At 47.5% G+C, this 22,065-nt stretch carries 16 protein-coding genes; 12 read left to right on the top strand and 4 right to left on the bottom strand.

What is annotated here, in order from left to right; translation table 11 throughout:
- Window positions 1–47: 47 nt before the first annotated feature.
- On the bottom strand, window positions 48–701 hold the full coding sequence (locus tag ABH09_RS06520) for a TetR/AcrR family transcriptional regulator (protein ID WP_253713791.1): 654 nt from the start codon (window positions 699–701) through the stop codon (window positions 48–50).
- A gap of 414 nt (window positions 702–1,115) precedes the next feature.
- Here ABH09_RS06520 and ABH09_RS06515 point away from each other — a divergent pair, with 414 nt between their 5' ends.
- The 4 genes from ABH09_RS06515 (at window position 1,116) to ABH09_RS06500 (ending at window position 7,623) form a co-directional block, all read left to right on the top strand.
- Window positions 1,116–1,724 carry a LemA family protein gene (locus ABH09_RS06515; RefSeq protein WP_253713790.1) on the top strand — a complete coding sequence of 203 codons (609 nt, stop codon included), beginning with the start codon at window positions 1,116–1,118 and terminating at the stop codon, window positions 1,722–1,724.
- Window positions 1,725–2,030: 306 nt separating this feature from the next.
- Complete coding sequence (locus tag ABH09_RS06510) at window positions 2,031–4,793, top strand: tetratricopeptide repeat protein (RefSeq protein WP_253713789.1); 2,763 nt, start codon at window positions 2,031–2,033, stop codon at window positions 4,791–4,793.
- A 19-nt stretch (window positions 4,794–4,812) separates the two neighbouring features.
- The gene (locus ABH09_RS06505) at window positions 4,813–6,282 is read left to right on the top strand and encodes a 3-phosphoshikimate 1-carboxyvinyltransferase (protein WP_253713788.1); all 1,470 of its coding nucleotides are present in this window, start codon (window positions 4,813–4,815) and stop codon (window positions 6,280–6,282) included.
- A gap of 27 nt (window positions 6,283–6,309) precedes the next feature.
- Window positions 6,310–7,623 carry a sodium-dependent transporter gene (locus tag ABH09_RS06500; RefSeq protein ID WP_253713787.1) on the top strand — a complete coding sequence of 438 codons (1,314 nt, stop codon included), beginning with the start codon at window positions 6,310–6,312 and terminating at the stop codon, window positions 7,621–7,623.
- A 134-nt stretch (window positions 7,624–7,757) separates the two neighbouring features.
- Here the strand turns inward: ABH09_RS06500 and ABH09_RS06495 are convergent, their stop codons facing one another.
- On the bottom strand, window positions 7,758–8,414 hold the full coding sequence (locus ABH09_RS06495; protein WP_253713786.1) for a C39 family peptidase: 657 nt from the start codon (window positions 8,412–8,414) through the stop codon (window positions 7,758–7,760).
- Window positions 8,415–8,801: 387 nt separating this feature from the next.
- On the opposite strand from ABH09_RS06495, the gene ABH09_RS06490 reads away from it, so the two are divergent.
- The 7 genes from ABH09_RS06490 to ABH09_RS06460 all read left to right on the top strand — a co-directional run bounded on the left by ABH09_RS06490 (window position 8,802) and on the right by ABH09_RS06460 (window position 18,201).
- Window positions 8,802–11,750: a chromosome segregation SMC family protein gene (locus tag ABH09_RS06490; protein ID WP_253715747.1), complete on the top strand. Its 2,949-nt coding sequence runs from the start codon at window positions 8,802–8,804 to the stop codon at window positions 11,748–11,750.
- The gene (locus ABH09_RS06485; RefSeq protein WP_253713785.1) at window positions 11,719–12,063 is read left to right on the top strand and encodes a hypothetical protein; all 345 of its coding nucleotides are present in this window, start codon (window positions 11,719–11,721) and stop codon (window positions 12,061–12,063) included. The genes ABH09_RS06490 and ABH09_RS06485 overlap by 32 nt, the downstream gene beginning before the upstream one ends.
- Window positions 12,060–13,964 carry an outer membrane protein assembly factor BamD gene (locus ABH09_RS06480; RefSeq protein ID WP_253713784.1) on the top strand — a complete coding sequence of 635 codons (1,905 nt, stop codon included), beginning with the start codon at window positions 12,060–12,062 and terminating at the stop codon, window positions 13,962–13,964. The genes ABH09_RS06485 and ABH09_RS06480 overlap by 4 nt, the downstream gene beginning before the upstream one ends.
- An 84-nt stretch (window positions 13,965–14,048) precedes the next feature.
- A complete protein-coding gene (locus ABH09_RS06475) occupies window positions 14,049–14,972 on the top strand; it encodes a DUF4299 family protein (protein ID WP_253713783.1) in 924 nt (307 codons plus the stop codon).
- Window positions 14,973–15,106: 134 nt separating this feature from the next.
- Window positions 15,107–15,706, top strand: a complete 600-nt coding sequence (locus ABH09_RS06470) for a DbpA RNA binding domain-containing protein (protein WP_162663530.1) — start codon at window positions 15,107–15,109, stop codon at window positions 15,704–15,706.
- Window positions 15,707–16,264 carry an LPS export ABC transporter periplasmic protein LptC gene (lptC, locus tag ABH09_RS06465; protein ID WP_253713782.1) on the top strand — a complete coding sequence of 186 codons (558 nt, stop codon included), beginning with the start codon at window positions 15,707–15,709 and terminating at the stop codon, window positions 16,262–16,264.
- 206 nt (window positions 16,265–16,470) lie between these two features.
- Complete coding sequence (locus ABH09_RS06460; RefSeq protein WP_253715714.1) at window positions 16,471–18,201, top strand: YifB family Mg chelatase-like AAA ATPase; 1,731 nt, start codon at window positions 16,471–16,473, stop codon at window positions 18,199–18,201.
- 33 nt (window positions 18,202–18,234) lie between these two features.
- On the opposite strand, the gene pbpC is transcribed toward ABH09_RS06460, so the two are convergent.
- Both pbpC and ABH09_RS06450 read right to left on the bottom strand, forming a co-directional pair.
- The gene (pbpC, locus tag ABH09_RS06455) at window positions 18,235–20,556 is read right to left on the bottom strand and encodes a penicillin-binding protein 1C (RefSeq protein WP_253715713.1); all 2,322 of its coding nucleotides are present in this window, start codon (window positions 20,554–20,556) and stop codon (window positions 18,235–18,237) included.
- A gap of 71 nt (window positions 20,557–20,627) precedes the next feature.
- A complete protein-coding gene (locus ABH09_RS06450) occupies window positions 20,628–21,131 on the bottom strand; it encodes a hypothetical protein (RefSeq protein ID WP_253715745.1) in 504 nt (167 codons plus the stop codon).
- Between the two features lie 217 nt (window positions 21,132–21,348).
- Between ABH09_RS06450 and ABH09_RS06445 the strand changes: the two genes are divergently transcribed.
- Window positions 21,349–22,014: a DUF4272 domain-containing protein gene (locus ABH09_RS06445; RefSeq protein ID WP_253715711.1), complete on the top strand. Its 666-nt coding sequence runs from the start codon at window positions 21,349–21,351 to the stop codon at window positions 22,012–22,014.
- The last annotated feature ends 51 nt before the right edge of the window (window positions 22,015–22,065 follow it).

Below are 22,065 nucleotides of genomic sequence, written 5' to 3'. Positions count from 1 at the left end.
CTTGCATCTGCTCCACCTATTTTCAAAAATGTTTATTCCATTAACCTTTAGCCCTTTACTTGTTCCATCCAATATTGTTTCCAGCCGGCACAATGGTATACGTTAAAGTCGAGTATATATTCCACTGCTTCCGATTTTTTTAAGTTATGATAAAAAATTTCTTTTAGATTTTCAAAGTGAGACGTTACCATGACATGAATAAAAAAACGTATGCGCCGCGACATTTTAACGCCGTCTTGTTTCAGCCATTGAAGTGTTTCTCTTTCAGTTACATCGATTGCTTTATCGAAAATATGCTCGTAGGAGCTTCCCTTCGAACAGCAGACAATCAATTTCATCGCATCCCAATTACCATAAAAAAAATCCACCATTTTTAAGAACCGATGTTGTGATAGTTCGGTAATTGCAGAAAGATCGCTTGTTTTCATGCCAAAATTTTCAGCATCGAATATATCGTGATGCGTTACGATGTCTAAAAATTCATCGAACACACCGCTTACCAGAGCTTCGAATATGCCGTCCTTGTTATCAAAAAGATTATACAGCGCCCCTGTTGTAACCCCTGCTTTCTCTGCAATGGCACGCACGTTAGTATCTGCAAAGCCATTGGTAAAAAACTCCTGTTTTGCAGCGCGCAAAATCTTTGCCCGTGTGTTGAGCTCATCCTTATCGGCCAATATTTTTTCCGTATACTTGTTCATATTCTAATAACTCTTCTATTAATCAATAACAATGTTACTAAAAAGGAGAATGAATGTCAAGCGTGGATTACTTTTATTCGTGCGGAGGGTTTAATACCCCGACGCTTGCGTCGGGGTTGTTGATTATGCAGACAGATTATTCCTTAAAATGCAATTTGAAAGCTATTTGCTTATTCCCCAGCAAATTCAAGCTCCTCCCAATCTCCTTCGGAATCCCTCTTAACTGTACAGCCTTCCACCTGTACCGGCGAAACCGTCTGCCGTTACAGCCTTTCTTTCATGCTGAAGCCCTACACTTATAGACTTCGGAACGTTGTTTCTTTTCGCTAAATGCTCTATACTTCGCCGTTGATTATTTGGCATGCATCAGTGTGCCAAATAATACTTTAAATTTTTTGATAGGAGCATCCGGTTATGAGCAAAGGATTAAAAACAGGACTCATTATTCTCGGCATTATTGTGCTGATTATTTTTTCGCTGTACGGTTGTGTAGCCCGTTCGTATAATTCGATGGTAGCGGCGGATGAAAACGTTAAAGCGGCATGGAGTCAGGTAGAAAACGTATACCAGCGCCGTTTTGATTTAATCCCCAACCTTGTTAACACCGTAAAAGGCTATGCAAGCCATGAGGAAAAAGTCTTTACCGAAATTGCGGAAATGCGCTCCAGAGCAGGCGGCGTTATCAATGTTTCGGACGAAGTACTCAACAATCCCGAATCGTTTGAAAAATTCCAAAAAGCACAGAACGAGTTAGGCGGGGCACTGCAGCGGCTGCTTGCCATTGCGGAAAATTACCCTGAATTGAAAGCGAATGAAAACTTCCGCGACTTGCAAAGCCAGCTTGAAGGAACCGAAAACCGCATTGCCGTAGAACGAAAGCGTTTTAATGAGGCGGTACAGACATATAACCTACAGATTAGGCGTTTCCCGCAAGCGTTTCTCGCCAATATGTTCGGCTTTAGAGAAAAGGCATATTTTAAGGCTGATGAGCAAGCAGCAACGGCACCTAAAGTTGAATTTTAACTGATAAGGGGATGGCTCAAAAGTTATTACTTTTTCGCCATTCCCGAGGTTTCCTAAAAAAAGAATATGTTCGGTACCGGATGTATAGAAAACAAAAAGGAATGACCGGCTTCCGTCTTGTGGCAGTACATTTCTTTTTATTACACCTCGCTTGTTAGCAAAATATATTGAGAAATATTAGAACTTAAACACCGGACTAAGTTTTACATGAAAGGCATTTACCAATAAAAATAACTGCTGGGATTGCTCTGATTTATTTCTTCGATAGACTTTTTTTCTCTTTTTCGCTATTTTTAATGTATGGGGATGTTCAAACTTTACATCGATTATTTTAAAAGTAAGATTAAAAATCTGCGGAAGCCTAAAGAAGAAATTCCGATTGATTATGAAGAAATTGTTGAAGAACAGTGGCAGGCCAATTTTTCCAAGCCTGAAAACTGCCGGTTTGCTGCCGAAACGGGTGACGGATATACAGTTGCCTTTACGCCGCCTGAGCCTGCCGGAAACAATACGGGAGGACTGACGCTCGAAGCGCAGCGGAAGCATCTCTATGCGTGGACGGTAAATCCGGTATCCCGCTATAAGGATGTGATTATCGAAGCCGATATCCGTTTACCGGAGCCGGCAAAAAAGCCGGACGGACAGGACACACCGACCGATAAGGCGGGAGGATTCGCTGCCGGAATCCTGTTCCGTTATATCAGCCAGAGTACCTTTTACGCACTGATGATCTCTGATGCGGGATGGGTACGGCTCGATGCAGTCGTCAACAGCACTCCGATGCCCCTCCTAGGCTGGATAAAAATCCCCGATTCCGCTCATTCCGATGCCGATCATCATGGTTCAGATCACTCCGATCCAGATCATTCCTATTCAGACCATTCAAATCATAAAGAAGAGACGGATACAAAACGTGCGTACTCAATCAAACTGATCGCGAATAATACGACTATCACTATTTTGATAAACGGCCATTGGGTTGCCTGCTGCGAGGATGACACCATTCAGGCAGCGGGAAAAATTGCCTTTGCAATTCAAAACTGGGAAACCTACCCGCAGGTTACCGCACAGCTTTCCCGCTTTTCGCTAAACTCCATCCCGATGACGGTAGAAACGGCATACACGGAAGCGAACGAATTTTCTGCTGTGCCGCCGGATGCCCGCATCAGTCTTGCAAAAACGCTCTATGCGATGGGGCGGTATGTTCCTGCCTTGCTCCAACTCCGGGCTGCAGCGCGGTTAAAGGAGCCGGAAGAAGCGGATCGGATACTGGCAGGCCGCATTTATTTTGCACAACGGATGCTTGACGAAGCCGAGCAGGAATTTCAATCGGTCTTGGACGCGAATCCTTCCAACGAGGAAGCCTTTGCGGAACTCGGCGGCATTTACTATCGGGCTGAACGGTACGAAGATTTACAGCGTTTACTGCAAAAAGTTCCCAAGCCGATGATGGCGCAATCCTCATTCCTCTCAAACCTTGAAGGACATTTATACCATGCCTTGGGAAAGCACGAAGAATCGGCTGAAGCATATCGGCAAGCGTTTACAATCAATCCCGATCAGGGACTTTTTGCCTTCCATCAGGCGAATGAACTCTACGATTGCGGGAAAAAGCCGGAAGCGGTAGATGCATATATGCAGGCTGCGCGCGCATTTTTACAGCAGGAAGCATACGATGACCTTGCAGAAGTTATTACGATATTGGAACGTATAGCGCCGAATGATTCCCGAACGCTTTCGATTGCCGGAAAATATGCTTACGCAGTGGGAAGATACGATGATGCCTTGCTCAAATTAAAAACGGCGTGCAAAAAGGGTTCGGAAGATTCCGCTGACTGGTACCTGTACGGACTTTTGCTCAAAACCGATGACCCAAAAGGAGCGGTCAAAGCATTTAAAAAAGCGTGTGACCTTGAACCTGAATACGGATTATATCAGTTCCGGCTGGCGGAAGCACTCTATTTAAGTAACGGAAAATATCAACCGGCATTGGAACAAGCGCTCGCCGCCGATCCTCAAAACGGTTGGGTGCACAATTTACGCGCATTAGCAGCCTTGAGCGAAAACGATATTGAACAGGCGGAAGCGGCAGTTGCGGAAGCGCGCAGACTGCTGCCCGATGAAGTATCCCTATTGGTAAACTACCTTGAAGTACAACGCAGGAAGGGACAGCTTGCAAAGTGCCTGCCGCTCTTCGATATTGAAAACGGAACTGCCGACCTTGCGGTAGAACGTAATCGGGCAGCTGCGTTCCACGCCTTAGCGAATGCGTTTGCCGACGACGATGCCCGCGAAGAAGCGCAGCAGTGGTACTATAAGGCATTAAAACTCGATCCGAAAAATCCCGAGCTTCTCACCGATAAGGCTGAAAACGACTATGCGCTCTTCCTTCTAAACGAAGCCGATGACGGTTTGGTTAAGGCGCTCGATATTCAGCCGTCCGTACGGATATATCAGCTGATTGCATCCATATCCGTTCAAAAAGGCGACTATGCCCGTGCAGAGGTAACACTGCGGACAGGACTTGAAGCCTTTGCCGACAGCCCCGACCTGCATTACGACCTTGCCTGTGTGTACCGCAACACAAAACGGTTCGAGCAGGCACAAGCGCAGGTTGTACAGCTTAAACAGTACGAAACGTCGGAACGTGTCGAGGCGCTTGAACAAGCCCTCTTGCAGGATACCGGCACAACCGATCAGCCTGCCTCAGAGCAAAACGCTGAACAAAAACCCAAGAAGACATCCTCGGCAAAAAAAACAAGCAGAGCTTCCAAATCCGCCGCGGATGCAGAAGAACCCGTTAGCAGTACCAAGACAAAAAAAAGGGCAAGCGCCAAGTCTATTGCAGGCGAAGAAGGAGCAGATGCAACAAAACCCGCTACAAGCACCAAGGCAAAAAAAGCTGCATCTGCTAAGTCTGCTGCGGACACGAAGGCTCCTGCAAGAGCCAAGTCCGCTGTAAGCAAAAAAAGAACAGCAGCGACTGAGCCTGCTGCAGAAGAGACGACTGATACAAAAACCGAAAAAGCGGCGGTAAAAAAGCCTCGAACAAAAAAAACAGCTGAATAACGGAACGAACTATACCATAATGAATCTCAGAGTAAGTACGCCGTCTTTTTGCGGAACAATGACGACGCCTTCTTCCAAAAGCCATACGATCCGCGCCCTCATCTGCGCCTCTTTAGCGGACGATACTTCGTTTATTACCGCACCCCTTATCAGCGGAGACATGGAAAGCGCCGTGCAGGTACTGCGTCAGCTTGGCGTTACCATTACGGAAGTATCGAATAATCCGCTTGTACTCAAAGTTACGCCGCCATCCGGCGGTCTCCTCGCCTCCGCAGAGCGCGATGCAGCTGGCACAAACATCGGACACAGCGAGCAAAGTGACAAACCAACAGAACTCGTCCTCGACCTCGGCAATTCCGGTTCCCTCCTCTACTTTTTAGGCATGATTCTTGCCGCAGTCGATATGCCGGTGTGTCTCACCGGAGATGAATCCCTTAGGAGCCGCCCCGTAGAGCCGCTCCTTTCAGTATACCGACAGACTGGCATCCCATATTCGGCGGCACGCATTAAAAACGATACAGGCAGCATGGAAGTTCCGCCGCTCCGTTTTTGCGGCCCGCTGCCGGCCGGAGCATATCAACTCGACGGCCCCTTTTCCCAACCCGTAACGGGGCTCCTCCTTGCAACACCGCTTTTAAACGGGATGAGCCGCATTACCTTTAACAAGGCCGGGGAACGTCCGTATCTTCGGATGACCTGCAGCTGGCTGCGCATTGCCGGTATCGAGGTATTGAACCGTGACGACTATTATTTTGAAGTTGCAGGCAGACAGCGATACCGCTCGTTTTCCGAAACGATACCGGGCGATTGGTCGTCCGCCCTCTTTCCTCTGACAGCAGCCGTCATCTGCAATGCGGCGCTTACGCTGACAAACCTCGACCCCGCAGACACGCAGGGAGATTCACAGGCGCTTTCGATCCTCAAAGCAATGGGAGCGGACATCCGCTGCGATACGGAGCGCCGCACGGTTTCGGTATTTCCCATATCCGGCACACTAAAAGGCGGACGCTTCGACTGTGCGGATATCCCCGATGCGGTTCCTATCCTCGCCGCTGCCGCTGTGTTTTGTACGGGAGAAACACTGCTGCTCAACGCCGGTGTGTGCCGCTTTAAAGAATGCGACCGGCTTGCTGCCTCGGCGGAAGAACTCGCAAAATTCGGAGCGGATATCACCCAAGGGGAAGATTTTCTCCGCATCGGCAGCCGCGGTAGAAACAGCAGCACTGCAAACGGCAGCGGCAGACAGAAACTCCATCCCGCACGGGTACGGAGCCGTGGTGATCACCGCATCGCGATGATGCTCGCCGTCGCAGCCTGCGGAATTGCCGCACGGTATCACAGCGAACAACAATCGGATACAACGAGAGAAAATACCGAAAAATTTTCCGAAACCTCTTGTATAGAAGATTTTGATTGTGTAAGAATATCCTACCCTCGGTTTATCGAGGATATGAATGCGGTAGGCGCCGCTTTTAAAGAAGCAAGGTAAACAGCCGCAAAATTATTGAGGTTACGGATGAAACAAAAACGAGAACTTTTTAAAACAAACATCGGAATGCTCCTTGCCTGCGTAGGTTCGGCAATGGGATTGGCGAATATTTGGATGTTTCCCGCCCGCTTAGCGGAGTTCGGCGGCATCACATTTCTTATTCCGTACCTCATTTTTTTATTTTGCTTTTCCGCCTTTGGGTTGATGGGAGAATATGCATTCGGCCGAAAGATGCGCAAAGGGCCGGTACTTGCCTTTGAATCGGTTATCGCGCAAAAGACAACGAATCCCCTACTCCGTGCCGTCGGTTGGTTTCCGGTCGTAGCCCTTATCGGCATTTTATCGTTCTACACCGTTATCATCGGATGGATCCTACGCTATCTTGTATTGGCGATTACCAATACATTTCCAGTGCTGTCTCCCTCCTTTTTCGAATCCTTTGCAGGAACTCCCGCCAATATTCCATGGACGCTCGCCGCCCTTGTTGCAACAGCGCTGATCGTCAGTCTCGGCATTCAAAAAGGCATCGAACGCTTTACCACCGTGATGATGGCAACTTTTTACATCGTTGTTACCGTGATGGTTATCCGTGCACTCACCCTGCCGGGAGCGTTACGCGGAGTTGCCATAATGCTGAGACCTAAGTGGGAAGTATTCGGTCATTTCAGAATCTGGATATATGCGCTGGGCATGGCATTCTTTACCCTCAGTCTCGGCGGAGCTGCAATGCTTGTATACGGAAGCTATATGCCGGAGGGTTCCGATGTTCCTCGTACCGCCCGCCAAACGGCAGGCTTGGATTTTCTTGCTTCGATAATGTGCGCCCTGTTTACCGTTCCGGTCGCATATTCGCTTGGAATCAATCCGCAGGCGGGAGCCGCGCTCCTCTTTATTGCCGTACCTAACATTATCGCACACATGCCGGCAGGCTATATCTTCGGCATCCTCTTCTTTCTCTGCGCACTGTTTGCCGCCCTCACCTCTTCAATTGTTATGCTTGAAGTCCCTGTTGAGTCGCTGATGTCAAAATTCAGAATCGGCAGAAAAAAGGCTGCGATTATTATCACCGTGTTAGCAGCCGGTATCGCCGTACCCCTCAACTTTGACATGAGGGTATTCGGCACCTTTACCGACACCATTGCCATCATCATTTTTCCGCTCGCAGCAGTTACGGCGGCCTTTGTTATCTTTTGGGTATATGGGGCACAGCGAACACTTGAGGATATCAACCTTCATGCCAAGCATAAGGTCGGTAAGTGGTACGCCCCCTATATGCAATATGTCTTTGTGCCCGTATGCCTGATTTTAGTTATTGCCGGCATCTTCCTCGGAGGACTGTAAATCGGGTACTCCCCGTACTTACAATTAGTTCTTGGGAAAATTGTTTTTATATCGTGTATTCTGCCTCTGTATGTTGATTTTCTTGCTTGCTTTTACTTATTATTATCTTCACTGTAAGCGTTATAAAAAGCGATTTAATACCGATTACAAACTATAGCCCAGTTCTTGAAAAATATTTTATATCCGCCATTATTCCATAAATCGATTAATTCTTCATGCGAATAATATCTATTACCAACAAGACAGCCTTCATCAATAAAAGTTTTTCGTCCATTTTCAATATTTTTCTTTTGCAGTGAATCATACAACATAAAACCATGCTCATCATACCCTAAGACTGTCACATAATGTTGAACATGATTGATTTTTATGAGCATAATTATGGGAGAACCTTTTGCAATCGTTTCTTTTATCCAATGAATCTTTGTATCACTTGTTTTACCGTTTAAAATATACTCTGTTGCCCCTATACCGTATCTATGTAGGAGTTCTATTAATCCTATAGGGAATGTTAAATTTTTATGCATTCGCCATCTCATTTCCTTTGCAAGCAGTTCAGGAGAGATTACTTCGCTTTTTAAAACGTTAATTACAGCCATCACCGAATAAGGGCCGCAATTATTCAGTGTTTGCCGGTAAAATAAATTATCGTCAAGGTTCAAAACGAAACTATTCGGATATGTAGGTGTATCTATTCGTATATACGAAGGAAAAGATCGCCCGAATGCAAATAAAAAGAGCATCAAAATCAGACACACAAAACCTATCCCTCCGAGTACTTTTTTCCGCATCTGCTGCTTTCTATCCTCCCTTAAAATTGAACAACTGAACAAAGTGTCAATTTTGGAAGTTGTTCAATTAGTGCGCGATAGCGCACATATAATCTACGATGTTTGCCGAATGGCAAACTCGCAGTGTTTTTCAGCCGCGCTATTTCAGCGGCTGAAAATAAACGTCCATATTCACTATACTTCTTTTTGACCTGCTTAGTAAGAGTTTAGGGCATCTCTAAAAACTGAGGTTTTTAGAGATGCCCTTTAGATCTATTTTCCATAACAGCATAAAATTTCCTTCGAACGGATGTTCACAATCTCCCTAAAAAAGTATAAAATACAAAAGATTGCCGATTATCTTGAATGAATGGGAAACGGCAAGTTCTTGAGGAGTTAATAGACAGGGTGTTTCTTAAAAGTCTTGAAATATTCGGATTTAAATCGTTTGCGGATAGGACGCGGATAGAATTTGCGGAAGGTATTACCGCCTTACTCGGCCCAAACGGCTGCGGTAAAAGCAATGTCGTCGATGCGATGAAGTGGGTACTGGGTGAGCAGGCGTCAAAAACGCTCCGTGCGGAGAAGATGGAAGACGTTATCTTTAACGGCACCGAGTCGCGGAAGGCGCTCAATGTGGCGGAAGTTACGCTGACTATCAGCAACGAAAACGGATTGTTAAATCTTGAAGTAAGTGAAATTGCCATAAAGCGCAGGCTCTACCGGTCGGGAGAAAGCGAATATTTTATCAATAATATGCCAGTGCGGCTCAAAGAGCTGCGGGAGCTTTTTTGGGATACGGGTGTCGGAAAGGCGGCGTATTCAGTCATGGAGCAGGGAAAGATCGACCAAATTCTTTCCAGCAAGCCGGAAGACCGCCGCTATTTGTTTGAAGAGGCCGCCGGTATTACACGGTTTAAAGTACGCCGCGCCGAAGCGGAGCGAAAACTGCAAAAGACCGAAGAAAATATGCGTCAAGTGGAAGGCGTATTGGGAGAGGTACGCCGCTCCTACGATGTTCTGAAAGTACAGGCGGAAAAAACCGTCAAGCACCGGTCGCTGCGGGATGCCATCTTTGAACACGACCTCGATATCCAACTGTTGCGCCTTAAAAAATTCACCGATGACTACGCACAGCGCGAGGAAAGCATAAAAGAAGCCAAAGCTAAGCGCGATGATGTACAGACCAAAATCGATTCCATCCATACGATGCTTTCCGAGAACATGGACGAAGTCAACAGCTTGGAAAAAAAGCTCGACGAACATCAAAAAGAGATTTACGGACTTGCCATCGAAAAGCGCGGAAAGGAAAATCAGGCGCGTTTACAGGCGGAGCGGCAAACCGAGCTGAAAACCAAACTCGGTCAGCTGGAGTTGCGCAAGACAGGGCTCGAAGAGCGTATCGAAAACCTTGAAGAGGACGCCGGAGAGCAGGATGCGAAGGTGCACGACTTTAAAAAGAAGGTGCAGGATATTCAAAAAAACATCGACGACTTTGAAGAAAGTCTCCGGCTTGCGTCGCAAAAAATCACCGATAACGACACTGCCCGTATGACGCTGCAGGAACAGATTGAAGAACTCGATAAAAAACGCGCCGGTATGGAAACCGAGCTCCGCGCTATCACCGAAGACATCGTTACGGAACTGGATAAGAACCTTTCCGCCGCAGGTTATTCGGCGCAGGGACGCGGCAAGCTGGAACAACAGGTTTTTGACTGCATCCGCCAAATCAAAGTGCTGTTAAACGGCCGCAAGAATATCTTTTCGGACTTTGCCGCGCTCAGCGATCATACTGAAAAAGAGACTGCGCAGTTTGCCGACAATGCCGTACAGTCGTTTACCGAGCTGCTCGGCTTAACCGAGTCGCTGGAAACATATTTGCAGGAGTACAAAAAATCTTCCGCAAGTTTTATCGATGACTTTTTAGCGCCGGAAGGTATTATCACTCAAAAGCGCAGTATCGACGCGGCAATCGAAGCAAATCGAAATACAATAGAAGAAAAACGAAAAAAGATAGCCAATCTGCATACCGAAAACGAGCAGCTCGCAGTAAAAATAAACGAGTACCGGAAAACGCTGGAAGACCTCCGTATCCATAAAACCAAGATGAAGGCGGAATCCGATGCTGCCGAGCAGCAAGCGGCGTTTTTGCGGAAAGAATTGACGGTACAGCAAAATGCGCTCCGCGAACTTGAAAACGAGCTGTACACGGAGCAAAAACGCTTTGACGAGGTAAAAGAACAGCTCCTCGAAATTGAAGGAGAAATTGCGTCGATTGACCGCAAGGGGCGGCAGTTGACCGAAGCGCTCGAGCAGCTGGAAAAAGAAATCGCGTCCCGCAATAACGAGCTTTCGAGCAACGAAGGGACGCTGAAAACGCTCAATGCGGAACTTGCCAAGCATAATTCGCTTATCGAAAAATATTATGTCGATACGGCAACCCTTGAAATCGAAATCAAAAACGTCAAAGACAATTTTAGAGAAACCCATTCGCGTGAATTGATGGAATTTGAAGAGCGGATGTATAAAATCACCGCTTCCCCGATGGATTTACGGACGGAACTTGCCGAGCTGCGCAAACAGCTGAAAGACCTCGGCAGTGTCAACCTGATGGCTCCGGAGGAATTCCAAGAAGTAAAGACCCGATTTGATTTTTTGACCGGACAAATCAACGACCTTGATAAAGCCCGCTCGGATTTGCAGCGGATTACGGATGAAATAAAGGCGGAGTCTACGGAGCTGTTTCTTGTAACCTATAATAAGATCAAAAAGAACTTTCACAATATGTTTAGGCGGCTCTTCGGCGGCGGCAGGGCGGAAATTAAGCTAACCGATCCCAAGCAGGTATTGGAATCGGGCATCGAGATTTTCGCGCAGCCTCCGGGGAAAAAGCTGGAGAATATCGGTCTATTATCGGGCGGAGAAAAATCCATGACGGCGGTGGCGCTCCTTTTTGCAACATACATGGTCAAGCCCTCCCCGTTCTGTCTCTTGGACGAGATAGACGCTGCGCTTGACGAGCAGAACGTCAGCCGCTTCGTTACTGCCCTGTCCGGCTTTGCGAATGTCAGTCAATATATCGTCATCACCCATAACAAAAAAACGGTACTCGGCGCAAACACCATGCTCGGTGTTACGATGGAAGAATCCGGCGTCTCCAAACTCATTGCAATCAAATTGGATAATGATATTGAGTTATTAAAGCAGGAGAAAGCGGAAGAAGATGCCGATACTTTTATAGAAGAGGATGTAGAGCCGGAAGAAGGTATCTACATTCCGTCGCGGCCGCCGAAACGACGACATACAACTCAGGAGGAACAGCCGGATGAACATCGTGGAAACGATTCGGACGCATAAGCTCATTGTTCTAGCTTCTGCGCTCGGTTTGCTGATTATCATGTTGATTATTTCCGTGATTATTTTACTAAGCGGAACAAAAAAACCGAGCATCGATCCCGATGAGGTAATGATTTCAATCGATCCGGTAATTTTTATGCTTCCCGACGAGCCGCTTGAACTTCCGCCGATACAATATTCGCGCAAACAAAAGAAAATCTGGACTGATTCGGATTTGCAGTATTGGTATACGATTCCCGATGCGGAGCAGATGCAAAAACTGCACGATATAAATGAGCGGCAAATGAACAAATTATGGGAGAGTGTTCCGTGAAAAAATCGATCTATCCGCCCTGCCTTATCCTTCTCGTATTACTCCTCGTGCCGGTTACCGCCTGTACGACAAAGACTGCTGCGGAAAAGCCGCAGGATCCCCCTTCGCGGCAGGAACAGCCTGCTGTAGAAGCGGATTCTCACACCGACAATACAATGTCTCCGCAGCCGGCAACGGTAGCCCCCCAGCAGTCAAAACAAGCATCGCAGCCCGATGCGGTATCGGGTGCAACAATCGATACCGTGTCCGGTGCAACCATATCCCAACGGCAAAAAAGAACGCCTGCATCGGAAGCAGTAGGAGCCAACAAAGGTATGGCAACCAGCGGCGCAGCCGTATCGAAAAAGCAACATACTCCGGCAGCAACCGCAGGTAAAACCGCCGGTCAAAAGAACACTGCCGCAGATAAAACCGCCGCGAAAGCGCAGAGCGAACCAACGGTAACAGCAGCTGCACAGCATTCCAAACAGAACAGCAGCAAGGCAGTTGTACATAACGATGAAGGAAACAGCGGCAAGACAGCAACGCAGGAGTCGGCTACTGTCCCCTCCCCTGCCCTTGCCGCCACTGATACATCTGTCCCTACAAAAACCGCCGGTGAGGCAGAGCCTACTGCAGCAGCCGGTGAGTCTGTAGCTGCCGAAACTGCCGGTGAGCTGAAATCGGCCGCTTCCAATCCCGATACCGTAACCGCCGAGAACACGACAACGACAGCAGCAGATATCGCTAAAGCCACCGAGAACACGCCACAGCCCACAACAACGGCAGATACAGCCGTCGAGCAGGTTCCGACAGCTCCGTCTACGGGCGAACCGGTACCGCTTGCAGCCGCAGACACGCCCGTCCCTTCTGTAGAGCAGAACGTACCGGCGTACGAAACAACGCTTGCGGATCTTATCAGTGATTTTGAAAAACAGGGCGGCAGCCACGGCTACGAACCTCCACCAACCTTCCAGGAAGAAATGCGCGACCTTTTTTCTCCGCAAATATTTACCGTTGCGCTTTCCAAAGAACCGGAAACCGAACAAAAGCCCAAGGTTTCGCGCATGGTTGCAGTCGAAGAAAAACAGCGATTAGAGCTCACCTATCCGGGGCACGGATGGGTCTATGTCGGCGAACAAACTTCCCAACCGGGATTAAAGTATGAGCAGCGGAAACTACAGGATGAAAATTCGATTTTTATGTTTACAGCGGAGAAAAAAGGGGATTATATACTCCATTTCTCCTATTTCGACGTATTTACCAATGAGTTTGTCACCGATGCGGTAGCTGTATCGGTGAGCGCCGCCCGCTCAACCGCAGCGAAAGCAATGGTAAAAGCGCCGGACTATCAAACCGAAGCGGATTCCGATGCGACAGAAGCGCAAGCTAACAAAAATACGCAAGCAGCCGCTTCTCAGTCGTCAAGCAATTCGACCGCAAACACCGGCACCGGCACGACAACACACACGGCACAAGCAGCCTCCGAAGCTCCGCAAACAGCGAGTACCGGTTCGCAAAGCAAAACTTCGGAACAGGCTATGACCGCCGGAACGGCGGAAGCCGCATCCTCAGCTGCCGGAAATACCGGCGATTCAACCGGACAAGGTCCCACAGCAGCAAGCGAAGAAGTACTCAGCCCCGATCAATTGCTCGAAAAGGCACGTACGGCAATCGCAGCTGCGGATGCAGGCAAGGCCTTAACATATCTGAACAATTTCTTTACCACTGCGGAAGAGAAATTGGATGAAGGGTGGTTGTTGAAAGGACGCGCGTATGAATTAAACGGTTCCATGCGCAATATCAGATTGGCTCTCGACGCATACAGAACACTTACAGATGGTTTTCCGCAAAGTAAGTATTGGGCGGAGGCGGATGCGCGGATACGGTATATCACCGGTTTTTATATCAATATCCAATAAGGCAAGGATGGCGAAAAAGCAACCGACTTTTGAGTTTTGAGACATTCCCATCTAACATACCACCTAAAGTACATGGAGAAACGAATGAGCATATCGTTTTATATTAAAAACAAAAAAAGTATTTTGGGAAGTAAGGCTCCTATGACAGTGGAACAATGCTTAGCGCTTTCTTCACAAAAAATAGAGCAATTTACCTTTGATGAGACAGAAGATGATTTTGATGCAAAGAAATTCTATAACTCATCAATTGCAGATTATGAATGTTTGCTCTGTGGAGTATATGAACGGAGTTCCCGCGGTTTTGAACTTTCTTTTGAAAAGGATCTCAATGAATATGCCGTAAGAATTTTCACCCCAAGCACACAAGAAGACTGGGAAGTTGCTTTAAAATATATCAAAGATCTGGCAAAGAAATTAGGCAGTGATATTGTAAGTGAAAGAGATGAACATTTCACAGCTGAGAACATTGAACAATTCAATTATACCGATGATATCTTATTCGGAATAAAATCTTGTTTTGATAAAGATTCAGAAGAATACATCAGTTTGGGCATTTTCCGTGAAGTTGCGCTGAACAAAAAAATTATAGAAGGATTTCTAAATGCTGAAAATCCGATAGCGGCATTTAGCACATTCTATAAAGAGATTCAGTATTTAGACGCTTTTTCAGCAAATCAGATGTTTTTTGAGGATAAGAACACTAAACAAATTATTGGAATGTATGCCCTCACCCAAGACGTAGAAACCATTTTGCCCTATAAACCAAGCGTGGAATACAAGAATATAAACATAGTAAAAAATGAAGATGTAAACGCTTGGAAAGCAGCCTTAATGATTATAAACGGCGATCCCGATGATAAAGACTCTTATCAGCAGGCAGGAGAGGTAGAATATTCCGATTTTATAGCACGGCTGCCGAAAGGCAAATATCGATTTATAGATGCTAACTACATTATAGTTACAGCCTTAACGCAAGAAGATATTTTGAACATCGTCAGGAAAAATTAAACCTGCCCTTGAGTAAATTATCTATCTATGGCAGTATTGTCGCATTACAGTGTCGGTTAATCCGGCGCACGATGAATGATTTTCAGTTATGTTATGCTCCGATGAGGCGGAGCTGAGTTGAAGAGGAGAATATTGTGGTAAAACATACCCCCGCATTAAATGAAGAACAAATCACCGCATTTCTTAAAGAAGCAGTAGAAACAGTTAAAACGGAAGAAGATCCGGATGTCCTTAACGCCTATCGTAAGATTTTCAGAAAGAATGTACCCTTTACGCTGCGTTCTTATATTGCTGCTTATTTAATCAAAGAATTTGAAGGCTCTGCCTTCCCCCGCTCAAAACCGTATAGTCGGCGTCCGAATCCCCGTTTCGGAGATCGTTCACGAGGTTATTTTTCCGATCGTCCGCCGGTAGAACGCCCGATGCTTGAACCGTCCGAATCGGTGAGCATCTTTATGAGTGTCGGCAGAAGCCGCCGTGTATTTCCCCGTGATATTATTACGCTGCTTATCCAAAATGCAGACATAAGCCGCGAACGAATCGGCGATATCCGCATTCTCGACAATTACTCATTCGTGCAGGTAATGAATGAAGATGCAGATAAAATTATTGAAAAACTCAATGATTTTCCGTACCGCGGTAAGAATCTTTCCGTCAGCTATTCCCGTAAACCGGAAGCGGAAGGGATCATTACCGAAACCGTCATCGAAGCAACCGGAAGTGATGCGGAATAGATGAAGCTGTGGCCTGTCCTTATTATCTTTATCTGCACGGCGTGCTCGTTTAATTATCAGGAACTGCCGGAACAAACGGTGCCTCAACCTGATATGATATTTACAAACGTCACATTAAAGCGATACGAGGATACACTCGTCGATTTAAGTGTGTATGCACAAGAGCTCGAAATGTACGATGAAGAAAAAATTTGGGCGGGCAAGCACATCAGTTTTATACAGTACGATAAAAAAACACAAAAAGAGTCTATGAAGGGGCAAACCGGTATTTTATACATCGATGAAAAAGCCGAAGAATACTCGCTTGGCGACACAGTATCCTTTCAGTTGATTGAAGATGATTTTTCTATCCGAAGCCCCGCCCTCATTTGGAAAAAAAAAGAAAACTTCTTATCGGCGCCTGCTGATGAAACAGTAACGATTACTCAAAAAGATGAAATTACCATCGAAGGTAAAAGCTTTGCAGCAAATACCGCTGCAAAAGAATTTGCCTTTAACGAAGGTACCACCGGAACTATCTTGATAAAAGAAAAAAAGACCACCCAGCCGCTCGATTAATACGAATTTGCTTGTCTTAAAGATTAATTTCCATCGTTTTTAATCTCCCCGATGCTAAAACGGCACATTTTCTCTTAATATTTTCATAAAAACGACACTTTTTCCCTCAAATCTTTAGCCGAATTGCTGATCATGCCCTATATATCCTTTAAGAAACTGCAACCATCGTGTTTTTTATGAGGCGGTGACAGGATGAGGAGCTGAACATGACTATTATGAGTTTTGCCTCCTTCGGCTATGAAGGAGAGATTATCAAGGTTGAAGCGGATTTGCGGCGCGGGCTGCCGATTGTCGATATTGTCGGACTGCCGGGTTCGGCGGTGAAGGAAGCACGGGAACGGATGCGTGCAGCCATCGGTAATTCCGATTTGCCTTTCCCGCAAGAACGGATACTGATCAATTTAAGCCCTGCCGACCAGAAAAAAGAAGGCAGTGGGTTTGATCTGCCGATTGCGCTCGCCGTATTGCAGGCCGAATGCGCACTCGATATGCCGGTTATGGTAATCGGCGAGCTGGAACTATCGGGGAGGGTACGGCCGGTGCGGGGCGTATTGGGAGCTTTAATTTCAGGATCTGCCGCTGGGATTAAGTACTTTATCGTACCGAAAGAAAATGAAGCGGAAGCCCGTATCCAACAGGGGGTGCGCATATACGGTGTTGAAACGCTGCGGGAATCCCTGGAATGTCTCTATGCGATTGAAGCGGAGTTGCGTGTGGAAAAAGACTGCGAAACAAACACAGGCAAAAAAAACAGCGGCGCACCGGCACAGGAGGCTATCGGACACACAGGCAACTCGATTTCCACAGCTGCTTCATGGTCGGAACCGAGTCAAGCGGATGTCGTCGCCAATACGGGGACGGGCGGCTTTTTCGAGGAGGTATACGGCCAACGCGAACTGGTGCGGGCTTTGCACATCGCAGCAGCAGGCGGGCACAGCGTACTTGCATACGGGCCGCCCGGCTGCGGTAAAACGCTTTCGATGCAGCGCTTTGCCAGCCTCCTTCCCGACCTAGACCCGAAAACGGCGGAGGAAGTTACCCATATTTACAGCATCGCAGGTCTTTTACCGAGTATGCGCGGTCATGATGTGCGGATTAAACGCCCACCGTTCAGGATGCCGCATCCGAATGCCAGCCTTGAAGGAATGATCGGCGGCGCGGGAAAGTGTATGCCCGGAGAAATCTCCCTTGCGCACGGCGGAACCCTCTTTTTGGACGAAGCTGTGCAGTTTAAACAAACTGTACTGCAAACGCTCCGTGCGCCGCTGGAAACGGGAACCGTCACTTTGAGCCGTGCGGGCAGGACAAGTACCTTCCCTGCCCGCTTCCAGCTCCTCATGGCGCTTAACTCATGCCCGTGCGGAAATCTCGGAGCCGACGGCAAGGTATGCACGTGTATGCCCGCCGTAGTTGAACAATACTGGAAAAAACTGACGGCTCCGCTAATTGACCGCATCGACTTGCGGATTCCGGTATTTCCGCCTCAATCATATGGGCTGCCGGAAAAGCCGCGTTACAATACCGCGGATATGCGCAAAAAAATCGCGGCTTCGGATAACATACAACGAGAGCGGTACGCCGCATATCTGCGTAAAGGATTCAACGGCGGAGCGGCGGCAGGAACGCCTGTACACAACAAGGCGGTAGCCCCCAGCCTCGCCTGTGCTGCGCAATCGGCAGCACAGTTATCCTACAAAAATGTACACCTGACTCCGTCTGCCCTGTCGGCAGTGTGTCCGCTGACCGGCGAGGCGGAGCGTATTTTTACCCATAATGCCGAAAAAAGAGAGCTTTCGGGAAGGGGCAGCCACGCAATTTTAAAGATTGCGCGTACCATTGCCGACCTCGCGCAGGAAGAAGTCATTGCGGCACCGCACATCGAAGAAGCAATCCGCCTCCGCGAATGGAGCTCATTTTTACCGTTTTTTATGCACTGAAAGGGTGATGAGGAGAGACGCCTGCACTTATGCTTATCCCGCGTCGAGGACTTCAAAGGTACGGACACGGCGGGCGCCGAGCGAATCGGTTACGGTAAGAACATGGGTGCCGATCTTAGGCCGAACGGTCATTGTGTGCGTTCCCTGCGTACTGCCGAGATACACTCCGTCGATATCCCAATAGATAACCGTGCCAATATCACGCGCAGCAGCCTGCATAATCATGGCGCCCGCACTGCCGTCGATTTCTACCGGAATAACGATACGCGCTCCTTGCTCCGGAAAAAGGATTGCCAGTTGCGAAGGATGAGTACCTTGATGCCCCGCAACGAAGGGCGGGAGTTTTTTATACGTCGCGGCAAACCGGGTATAATAATACTCTACTGCCGGCGGCAATACAAAGCGGTTTTGAATGAGCGGAAACCGGCCTTCGTATACCCCCGTCATATCCGACATATCGGCCTGAAATCTTCCGTCAGGTGTAAACGATACGGCGGTGCAATACGGGCAAACCGTACCCTGCGGCGCTTGAGCGGGACGAAAGCCCTTTACGGTACGGCTACAGTACCGTCCGGCAATATATCCTGAATCCGCACAGAAAGTTTCTTCCTTTAAACTTTCGGATGGTGCCGCAGGCCAATGAGCTGCGGGGAGGGAAGCAAAAATTTCAAACAATACCGGCGCTGCCGTGCGGATACTTTGGAGGTCTTGTCTCCCCTGCCCTTCCGCATTGCCGAACCACACACCGACCGTATATGCTTCCGTGGTTCCGATTGCCCATCCGTCGCGGTTCCCGTTGCTGGTACCGGTTTTCCATGCGATTCTTTTGGAACCGGCAAAAACACGCCAGAGCGCTTCATCATCGGGACGCACCCCCTCGGTCAATGCTTTGAGCGTCAACCACGCAGCACCGGCCGATACGGGAAAGACATATTCACCGGAGTACCCGCTCCGGCTGCATGCGGCGTTCATAAGCTGTGCGTAGGCATATACCGCTTCGTAGAGCGTAATCTCACCGCCGCCGAGGATGAGCGGCAAGCCGTATTCGTCGGCAGACCGCGTAAAGGTGGTAAAACCGCACCGCTTCAGATAGTCGAGAAAATGACTGATCCCATATTCACGCAGCATTCTAACGGCGGGAATATTTAACGAGCGTGAAAGCGCTTCGGAAGCGGGAACGGCCCCGCGATAGAGCGGCACATTGTTATCGGGTTTATAGCTGCCGATACGAGTCGGAATGTCAATGACGAGTTGATCCGGTAATAACCGGCCGCTGTCCAGCATCGCCGCATAAAGGAATGGCTTTAACAAGCTGCCGGAACTTCTCCGCGCCTGCACAATATCTACTGCCGATGTAGTTCCATTCCGGCCATCAAGCCCCGTGTTGCCGCAGTATGCGAGCACTTTTCCGGTAGCGGTTTCAATAATCAACGCTGCAGCATTGTCGATCCCTTTTCGAGAAAGCTCGCGCGAATGCCGTTCCAGAATCCGGTGCAGATTTTTTTGCAGACCGGAATCCAGATCAGTGTAAAACCGTGCGGTATGGGGGTATTGCTTCTTTAACAATTCCAAATAATGGGGGGCGCCGGAAGGCAGCGGGTACGGCTTTGCGGGCAGCGGTTCTGCAAGCGAAAGCTCCAGCGTTTGTGCATCGATACGCCCCTTCGCATAAAGCTCTTGCAGCAATGTATTGCGCTTTTTGAGCAAAACAGCTCTGTTTGCTCCCGGATGCACCAGCGAAGGTTGATTCGGCAGTACGGCAAGTGTTGCCGCCTCCGCCCATGTCAGCGAAGCCGGCGAACGGTTAAAATATCGCCAAGAAGCAGCCTCAATACCGATGACATTTCCCCCGAACGGCGCATGAGCGGCATACAGCGACAAGATTTTCGCCTTTCCCAACCGAATTTCCGCCATAACCGCAAGGAAAGATTCCCGACACTTTTGTCCGAATGTACGCGGTTTATTCCCTGCAAGCAGCCGCATGGTTTGCATCGTAAGCGTCGAGGCTCCCGAAACGATCCGTCCCGCCCGTATATTGGACACGACCGCACGCACTATGGCAATCGGATCAACACCGAGATGATAATAAAAACGTTTATCCTCAAAAACGATAACCGCTTGAGCAAATTTATCGGGGACCTCGCCGGGCGAAAAACGCCACTGACCGTCCGAAGCAACCGATGCACCGAGCAGGACACCCGTTTTATCATAGAGCGCATACGAATAGGGCACATTTTTCGGCACAATTTTCAAGGGAAATAAAAAAAGTGCGGCATACGTAAAAAAGACTGCCGTCAAAAATTTACCATATCGTATTTTTGTTTTATCCGATAAAGCCGATATTCTGCCGTTCATACCTTATTTTATCTTTTTTCTTGATCCTTTTTAAGAGGTTCCCAAAGACTCTCTAATAGTTGCATCGGTCATTATTTGTAAGCTGAGAGTTCCTCCATTGCAACATCCAAAGAAGGTCGCCTTCTTCTCTTTTCTTTTATTTCTTTTATGGAGCCAACCAAAACGACTCTGTGTCTCGGTATTTTTAATACGTAAGTTTTATACCAATAAGGTTGCGGTTTGGGAATCTTAATATTTACAGCTCCCTTTTTGATGAGGAATTCTTTATTTTTCCAATATAAAACGGCATGATCTTCATATAGTTCCAGCTGTGCTTCTTCCTCCTTGCTGCTCCAACATTTTGCAGCAATCCATGCCGGCAGCGACATAGCAATAGGAATTAAACCGAATATCACATAAACAGCATGCATGGGATGTTCTCTGAAATATACCGGTCCATCTTCCGGTCCTTTCTCAATACCGGAGAACACAAGAAATGTATAAAAAGTCAAAAGCCCAACTATTACTCCGAATAACACCATAATATACAATACACCGGGCGAATATTTATTGCATTGAAATGTTATTCTTCTCATCATTTACAATTCCTTTTTTAACGCTTTATTCCGTATACATTATCCGCTTTTCAGTGATAAAATTCATTTGAATAAAACTGCATCATATTTCGGTCTGTTTATCAAGTCAAATGTGCTAAGCTAACATTATACCATGTTGAAGGTGTTTTTCCAGCAGTTATCAATGAGTTCAGTTTTTGATATAATGGCAACGTAAGCAAAAAACAGGAGAACTATTATGTACATAAGACCTGAAGATCGGCGTGAAAAATCGAATGCAAAAATAAAGGGAATGGGCATTGCCTGTATGGAAGAACTGCCCTTGGTGGAATCCTCAAAAGAGGCAAAGCTTAAAAGCTTTGAAGAAATCTGCAACAGAGCCATCGCATGCCTTTTGTCAATTCAATTGGCCGAAGACATTCATAATGAGCAAGGGTATGAAGAATCGAAGGAACTGTTTTTACGTTTGCTTAAAAACTACGAAGTATCGGACTGCCTTTTGGAAAAAGAAAAACGGCTTTTTGACGGAACCTACAGTGAACAGGATGTCATCGATGTCTGCTGGACTTATGAAGCGTATTGGTCGCTTCTGTGGGCTTTGGGCTTGGTCGAGGATATTTCGTATCCGAACACCATCTGTGATGTGGAGAGAGCGATAAAGCTGGTCGGCGATACCGATGGGAAAGCTGCGTTTAAAGCACAGTGCAAACTCCGCGGAATAGAAGAAATACTGGATATGCTCGATCTTCACTACCGTTACCATTGGGCAACGGAGGAAAAGCGGCTCCGCCCGGAAACGGAAATCAAGGACTTAAATCCCGATGTTTTGATGGAACGGCGGCGCGGACTTGAATGGCTTATTTCCGAAGAATCCGATTGGTTCGATATTTCGATGGATACGTAAGATACGGTTTCATTCCAACAAATCATTTAATCTTGTATATTCTTAAGCATT

It is taken from the genome of Treponema sp. OMZ 803, from assembly GCF_024181165.1.
Taxonomy (GTDB): Bacteria; Spirochaetota; Spirochaetia; order Treponematales; family Treponemataceae; genus Treponema.
The sequence above is the reverse complement of the archived record's forward strand: the minus strand, read 5'-3'. Positions and strand labels throughout refer to the sequence as shown.